Here is a 6,953-nt window from a genome sequence, read left to right as displayed (position 1 = left end):
CCGGAACTGCGGACAAAGTTGTCGTTTTCATGAGGCGGTTCCGGTCTTCACACACATTGCCATGTTGCAGAGCATTTCAAACATGATCGACACACCCAGAAAGGCTGTGCCGCCGCTTTGATCGAACGGCGGCGAGACCTCAACCATATCTGCACCAACAATGTTGACGCCGTCCAGCATGCGGGCAACTTGCAGCGCCTGGAAGGAATTGGGTCCGCCAACTTCGGGAGTTCCGGTGCCCGGTGCAAATGCCGGATCGACAAAATCAATGTCATAGGAAACATAGGTACGCCCTGTCCCGGCAATTTCCTTCGCCTCGCTCATGACATCTTCAACACCGCGCGAATGAAACTCCTCAATCGGGATCACGCGCACGCCGACGCTTTTGGCAAATTCCCGATCTTCCATGTCATAGGCGGTACCGCGAATTCCGATCTGCACCACTCGTTTTGGATCGAGCAAGCCTTCCTCAATAGCACGGCGAAACGGTGTTCCATGGGTGTATTGCATGCCGCCGAAATAGCTTTTGTAGAGATCCGTATGACTGTCGAAATGGATCATGCCGACCGGTCCTGACCTGGCAACGGATCGCAGGATAGGCAGGGAACACAAGTGATCTCCGCCCGCCGTCAAAGGCACAATGCCAGCCTCGAGAACGCGGTCATAAAAGGCGGTCATGCGGGCGAGACTGTCATCAACACTTGCCGGGTTTGGCCCTACATCACCTAGGTCGGCGCAATTGATCAACTCGAACGGTTTGACACTAGTCACTGCATTCAGGGCGCGGATCATCGTCGAGCTGTCACGGAGTTGGCGAGGTCCGTGGCGTGGACCAGGCCTGTTGGTTGTTCCCCCATCCCACGGCGCACCGATCAGGCCAATCTGAACTTCAGTCAGCCTTGGATTGTCCAGATCAATATGCGGCAGGCGCATGAATGTTGGCACGCCGGCAAACCGCGGCAGCTCAAGACCGGACACAGGCTGAAACGAAAATTCGGTCAATCTGGCAACTCCTTAGCGCTGGAACCTGAATCAAATTGTGAGATCAGGTGAATACCTTGAGTCTAAGCTGAAACATCACGTCCACTCAAGTTATCCCTGCAAGATCGAATAGAAGGTTCACCAGGAAACAGGCTTTCCGAGATGATCGAAAAAACCGCCTGTATCCTCCGGTCGCAGTCCTTCGACCACAGTCAACAAACGCTTTGCTGCCTGTTCAGGATCCTGAACTTCAAGGCCCGTTTTCGCAAATCCCTCAGTGAGCTGCGTGCGCACTGTTCCCGGATGGAGCGCGACGCAGATCGATTCCGGTTTTTTGCGCTTGAGCTCTACAGAAGCTGTGCGTACCAATTGATTGAGTGCTGCCTTTGCTGCGCGATAGCCATACCAACCGCCAAGTTGGTTATCACTGATGGATCCCACCCGGGCCGATAAAGTGGCAAAGATGCTGCGTCTGGCCCTCGGCATTAGCGGTAGAAAATGTTTCATCAATAGCGCCGGACCAATCGCATTGAGGGCGAATGTGTCTGCCAATGCCGCAGGGTCCAATTCTCGCCAACTCTTCTCGGGCTTATGATCGCCAAGTGTCAGCGCACCTGTCGCATCAAGAACAAGTGCAATCTCGCCTGGTTGCTCTTTCAGCCAGCGGGCAGCAGCTTCGATTGTCGCTTCATCAAGCAGCTCTAAAGACGGCGATGATGTTCGAGAGAGCCGGATAACCCTGTCATACCGATCAGAGGCCTCAGCCACTGTCGCAATCGCCGACCCAATCCCGCCGGTCGCCCCTATGATAACTGCCAGACGATGCATGCCTCACCTCATTGCTTTGATGAGGCATACGTTTGTTCCGTTCAAAAAGATCGTTCCGAGGCCACGAAAACCCGAATAAATCTAGTCTTGTTCCTCGAGCCGGTCATTTGCCGGTGCCGGTTTTCTGGATAGCGCTGCAATCTCGGCCCGTAAATCTTCATTCATGTCAATCTCGACCGACTTCAGGGACGCGACAAGCTGATCCGTGTTGCGCGCACCAATGATTGGCGCCGTTACCGCCGGATGGCCCGCAGTCCAGGCAACCGCCAGAGACATCGGATGAACGCCCATCTTGTCAGCAAAAGCCGTGAACTTTTCGGCAACTTCATAGACCCAAGATTCGCCATAACGTTCGGCATAGCGTGCATCCGTTGCCAGGCGCGCACCTTCCGGTTTGACACCTGGTCGGAACTTGCCGCTCAGCAAGCCACCACCAGCCGGAGAATAAGGAATTACTGCCAGGTTCTGATCTTGAGCCAACGGTAGAATTTCGGTTTCGGCCTGACGTTTGACGAGGCTATACATTGGCTGCAGCACATCAAAGCGGCTCCAGCCTTCTCGCGCGCTGATACCCAGCGCCAAAGCGATCTGCCAGGCGGCATGGTTGCTGGCACCGATATGAAGCACCTTGCCGGATCGGACGACATCCTCCAGTCCGCGCAGGGTTTCATCCATCGGAGTCGCCGGATCGATTTTGTGGATGAAATAGACATCCAGACGATCCGTCTTCATGCGTTTGAGGCTGGCTTCGATAGATTGAGCAATATTGCGACGGCTGAGCCCAACGTCATTGGGACCCGGCCCCATCGAACCAAACACCTTGGAGGTGACCACCAGATCATCACGTTCATGCGCCATAAGGTCGCCTAGGATCTCCTCGGCGCGACCATCGCTATAGACATTGGCGCAATCGAAGAAATTGACCCCGGCGTCCCGGCAAGCTGCATAGAGCTTTGCCGACATCGCCTCATCGGCATCGCCACCAAATGACATTGTGCCGTAACAGAGTTCGGAAACATGGATACCGGTGCGCCCGAGCAAATTGGTTTTCATCTTATTGTCCTGCCTGAATTGAGATTTCAGACTGGCAGATAAGTTGTTTCATCGTCTAGGGCGTTTACGGGGTAAACTGGTCACACTGCGCGAGCAAAAGGAAAATTCGAGTATCGCGACTGTCTTGCCAGAACGGCACCTCTTAGTGACATATGGTAACGGTTGGCGCAGCCTGCACCCGGGTCAACCTTACGCACATTGAGGACGCAATCCGTCGGAGTGAACCATCCACTGTTTCAAATAGAGTTCTGAAATAGTCCATAGATAACAAACTGGGCGAACACCTTATCTCACGGTCATCAAACTGGCCTCAAGCCAGCTTTTGATGAGCGTAATAGGTCCGCGCCCAAATTTGTTTCAAAACCGCTTATCGAGAATTTCGTGCTTTGCGGTTCGCGTAGCGCCGGTCGCGCTCAGCCTTCCGGGCCGCTTCATCTTCAAGAACGCGGGAGATGAGTTTTTTCTCCTCCGCTTCACGTGCTTCCGCTTCAGCTTTTGCAGCAGCGGCAGCAGCTGCCTCACGCTCTGCATTCTCTCGTTCGATCCGGTTTTGCTCTTCGATCTTTGCTTGCTTGCGCTCAGCACGGCGCACTTCCCGCGCTTCTGCAATCGCAATACGCTCCGCCTGTTTAGCAGCACGTGCAGGGTCATTTACGTCGTTGGCAGCACGAAAGGCTTGAAGAAGGTTCGCTTTCGCATCAGCAGCAGCATTGCGACGGTCGACGTGTTCACTATTTTTCGTTTTTTTCAATTCTCTATTCCAGTTGAAGTGTCATGCTGACCAAAGTCAGGTTTTTTTTACCCGTTTCGAAACTGTGCTGGCTACCGGCTTCTTGCTGTCTTGCAATTCTTTTGCAAGACGCGCCTCGCGCAGCTTCAATGTCTTTTCGTTTCGAGCGACCGCAATAGCGTCGAGTTCTTCATCGACCCGTTCGCGATCAGATAATTGCGACGTCGTCTTGCCAAAAGCAATCTCGGCCTGTTGACGCGGCTTACTGTAGTTCGCTGTCATAGCTATCCTCGCAAGGAGCTCACCAAGCGGGCGGCTAATAAACAAGCCAGACAACTTGCCTGACCTCGCTTGGGTAAATGCATTCTACTGGAACAGTGGTCATGATGAACCCATTCACCGCACCACAGAGACTGCAACGCCAAGGCGTTCAGTATCATGATAACGATCATTTAGAGGGAGGGTTCGTTCACGACGCGGCGCCAACCGCGCGGTAACCATAGCTCAGCATGAAAATATCGATGCCGCACGGGTAAGAGATTAGCGACTAAATGTCAACGTCTGGAACAGATGTACGGCAGGTTTCGATAGACAGTGATGTCCCGACAGAAAACTGTCGAGGTTTTTCGTCAGTAAGGAAAGAAGAACGGCGTCACCAGAATAGTCACAAGGCCGACAATTACTGTGAGCGGCACCCCGAGCTTCAGGAAATCCCCAAAAGCATAATTTCCGGGCGTCACAACCAGCGTCACTACGGGTGTGGAAATCGGTGTCGAAAATGCTGCAGAGGCGGCAATCAATACGGAAATAACCATCGGATAGGGTGAGATCTGCAGGGCCTCCGCCGCGGTAATGGCAATAGGGGCGACAAGTACGGCAGACGCGGTGTTGGACAATACCAAACCAAGGGCTGCCGTCAGTACAAACAGCGCTCCCATCATGATTCTCGGATCAGATTGCCCGACGATTTCCAATAGCTGCTCCACAATCAAAGCCGAACCACCAGTGATTTCCAGTGCATTGGCGAGCGGCAACATCCCGGCAATAAGGACCAAGGTCGATAGGCTGACAGATTTGTAAGCCTCATCCGGCGACATCGTTCTGAAAAGGACCGCAGCAATGGCGGCCAATAGAACTGCAACAGTTACCGATACAATGTTCAGGGCGCTGAGCAGCACCATGCCGGCTAGAATACCAATTGCTAGGGAAAACTTGGACAATTGGGGAACGGCCTCTTCCCGCTCCTTGGGGTAGTTTAGAAGAACAAAATCATCACGTTGTCCCAGAAGATTGTCGAGTTCTTCCCAGGGACCGAGGGCCAAAATACGGTCCCCTGCTTTCAATGGCGCTTTTTCGCAGTCAATGACCGGTTTTCCATCTCGCAAAATCCCAAGCATTTCTAGTTCACGCAAATCATGAGACAATGCCTCAGGGCCCGTTTCGCCGATTACTGATGCTTCCGGATGAACCATCAGATCTGCCATACCCAGACAATCTCTCCAGTCGCCCGCCCTGACCCTGACTGCAGAACGGCGGGTGAACCCCTATCGGGACGCCAGTTGATCCAGTAACTCGCTGGGGCCGCGAACCAAGATGAGGTCATCCCTCTGCAGCTCCATACCGTCTTTGAACAAGACGGTTTCACGCTGACGGTTTTTCCCGCGACGTCGCCTTGCAACAAAGTTGGCACCTTGAGCGGTTATTTCGCGAACTTCTTCCAAGGATACAGATTCCCCAACCCAGAAATCGTTGGCATCCCCCTCTATTTGAAATGCGTTCCACAAATCGAATGCAGTCCGCGTGGGGCGCCGCTTCTGCTTTGAATCGGCTGCCGCTTTCGACCCAAGAAGACCACGCCCCCATAGCAGCATGTAGCCGATAGTGATGATCAGGATAAGCACACCAATCGGAAAGAACGAGAAGAATCCGAGAGGTTGATAGCCTTGGGCAACGAGTTCGTCGCTGATGACAAGGTTAGGCGTCGTCGCGATCAACGTCAGCATACCGCTGATGAGCGCGGCATAAGACATCGGCAAGAGCAATCGAGATTTGTCGAGACCTGTGTCCGCGGCAATCCGCAGGACAATCGGAATGAAAATGGCAACAACTGCAGTGGAACTCATCACGCTACCGAGAAAGCCGGCACTCACCATCAGCAAGATCAGAAGCCGTGTTTCATTGGTCCCGCCCTTTTTCAGGATGAGATCACCTACAAAACGGGCAACGCCGGTTCGCTCGAGCATTTCACCTACAATCAGCAGGCAAGCCACCAGAATAACGACCGAGCTCCCGAAACCGGAGAGCGCTTGACCAATTGTCAGGATATCGCCCAGGATCAACGCCAACACCACAATCAGGGCAACCAGATCATATCGGACCCGGTTGCTGGCCATGAGCACTGCCGCAACTCCAATGAGCGAAAAAACGAAGATCATGTCTTGCGTCATTGAGGCGTATTTCCGATCATTTGGGCATAGGCAAGAGTGGTTCAGAAACTTCCGAACACTGTCGCCAAACCAATCAAGGCAATGAGCGACACCATCGGTATTACCACTGCGACCATGAATACATCAAAATAGGCTGTCTTATGGCCAAGATTGCAAATACCAAGGACAGTAATCACTGCGCCATTGTGCGGCAGGGCATCCATGGCACCGGAAGCCACCGATGTGATCCTGTGCATGGCCTCGAGTGACGTTCCGGTCTCATGTGCCATTTGGACAAATGTCTTGCCAAGCGCGTCAAGTGCAATGCTCATCCCACCAGAAGCAGAGCCTGTCAGGCCTGAGAGCGTGGCAACCGATACCGCAACCGCGATCAGCGGGTCTTTGCTGCCCAGTCCGATCAAGGCTTCCGTGACACTCTGAAAGCCCGGAAGAGCTGCAACCACAGCTCCAAACCCGACAAGACTCGCCGTTGCGAAGATCGGCAACACCGATGCATCCGCACCCTTGTTCAAACTCACCTGTATGTCTGTCAGTCGGCTCCAGTTCGTCGCGACAACAAACAGGCAAGCGATCGTCAGGGCGATGATGACTGCCCAAAGGCCTCGCACGGCTTCCAACGTGGTTTCGCCAAAAAGAGGCAAGGACAGGAAATCCACCTGCAGCTGCGGCACGACAATCTGAATAAAGGCCATATTGATCGCGACGACGACTATCACCGGAGCAAACGCAAGCGCGAACGACGGAAGATCTCTGGTTGAGCTAGGCCCCTCACCGCCCCGCACATCAATTTCAGCGATATCAAACCCTTCTGCCTGAGCCCGTTCTCGCATCATGACATCCGGCTTGGCAACGCTGTCCTCGTGCTGTCCATAGCCTTCGCCGATCAAGGCAGCCTGCGCCCGGCGACGGTTCAA

General features: G+C 53.7%; 7 protein-coding genes and 1 pseudogene. All 8 read right to left on the bottom strand.

Annotated features, from left to right (window positions below; translation table 11 throughout):
• Positions 1-27: 27 nt before the first annotated feature.
• Positions 28-1,002, bottom strand: coding sequence for an agmatinase (locus ABJO75_RS17500; protein ID WP_348432511.1), 975 nt, complete (start codon positions 1,000-1,002; stop codon positions 28-30).
• 117 nt (positions 1,003-1,119) lie between these two features.
• On the bottom strand, positions 1,120-1,809 hold the full coding sequence (locus tag ABJO75_RS17495; RefSeq protein ID WP_348432510.1) for an SDR family NAD(P)-dependent oxidoreductase: 690 nt from the start codon (positions 1,807-1,809) through the stop codon (positions 1,120-1,122).
• An 81-nt stretch (positions 1,810-1,890) separates the two neighbouring features.
• Positions 1,891-2,862, bottom strand: a complete 972-nt coding sequence (locus ABJO75_RS17490; RefSeq protein WP_348432509.1) for an aldo/keto reductase — start codon at positions 2,860-2,862, stop codon at positions 1,891-1,893.
• 367 nt (positions 2,863-3,229) lie between these two features.
• Positions 3,230-3,613, bottom strand: coding sequence for a DUF6481 family protein (locus ABJO75_RS17485; RefSeq protein ID WP_348432508.1), 384 nt, complete (start codon positions 3,611-3,613; stop codon positions 3,230-3,232).
• Positions 3,614-3,649: 36 nt separating this feature from the next.
• Positions 3,650-3,874 (bottom strand): hypothetical protein, encoded by a 225-nt coding sequence (locus ABJO75_RS17480; RefSeq protein ID WP_348432507.1) that lies wholly within the window; start codon positions 3,872-3,874, stop codon positions 3,650-3,652.
• Between the two features lie 347 nt (positions 3,875-4,221).
• Positions 4,222-5,076 carry an SLC13 family permease gene (locus ABJO75_RS17475; protein WP_348432506.1) on the bottom strand — a complete coding sequence of 285 codons (855 nt, stop codon included), beginning with the start codon at positions 5,074-5,076 and terminating at the stop codon, positions 4,222-4,224.
• Between the two features lie 60 nt (positions 5,077-5,136).
• Positions 5,137-6,039 carry an SLC13 family permease gene (locus tag ABJO75_RS17470; RefSeq protein ID WP_348432505.1) on the bottom strand — a complete coding sequence of 301 codons (903 nt, stop codon included), beginning with the start codon at positions 6,037-6,039 and terminating at the stop codon, positions 5,137-5,139.
• 41 nt (positions 6,040-6,080) lie between these two features.
• Positions 6,081-6,953: pseudogene (locus tag ABJO75_RS17465) on the bottom strand (GntP family permease); the annotation flags it as partial.

This window comes from Sedimentitalea sp., from assembly GCF_039973035.1.
In the GTDB taxonomy this organism is placed as follows: Bacteria; Pseudomonadota; Alphaproteobacteria; order Rhodobacterales; family Rhodobacteraceae; genus Sedimentitalea.
This window is presented reverse-complemented; position numbering and strand designations above follow the sequence as displayed.

What these genes read in the sequence shown, in the direction of transcription:
- ABJO75_RS17495 (WP_348432510.1), bottom strand. Translation starts at nt 1,809, where the DNA reads ATGCATCGTCTGGCAGTTATCATAGGGGCGACCGGCGGGATTGGGTCG.
- ABJO75_RS17480 (WP_348432507.1), bottom strand. Translation starts at nt 3,874, where the DNA reads ATGACAGCGAACTACAGTAAGCCGCGTCAACAGGCCGAGATTGCTTTT.
- ABJO75_RS17475 (WP_348432506.1), bottom strand. Translation starts at nt 5,076, where the DNA reads ATGGCAGATCTGATGGTTCATCCGGAAGCATCAGTAATCGGCGAAACG.
- ABJO75_RS17490 (WP_348432509.1), bottom strand. Translation starts at nt 2,862, where the DNA reads ATGAAAACCAATTTGCTCGGGCGCACCGGTATCCATGTTTCCGAACTC.
- ABJO75_RS17470 (WP_348432505.1), bottom strand. Translation starts at nt 6,039, where the DNA reads ATGACGCAAGACATGATCTTCGTTTTTTCGCTCATTGGAGTTGCGGCA.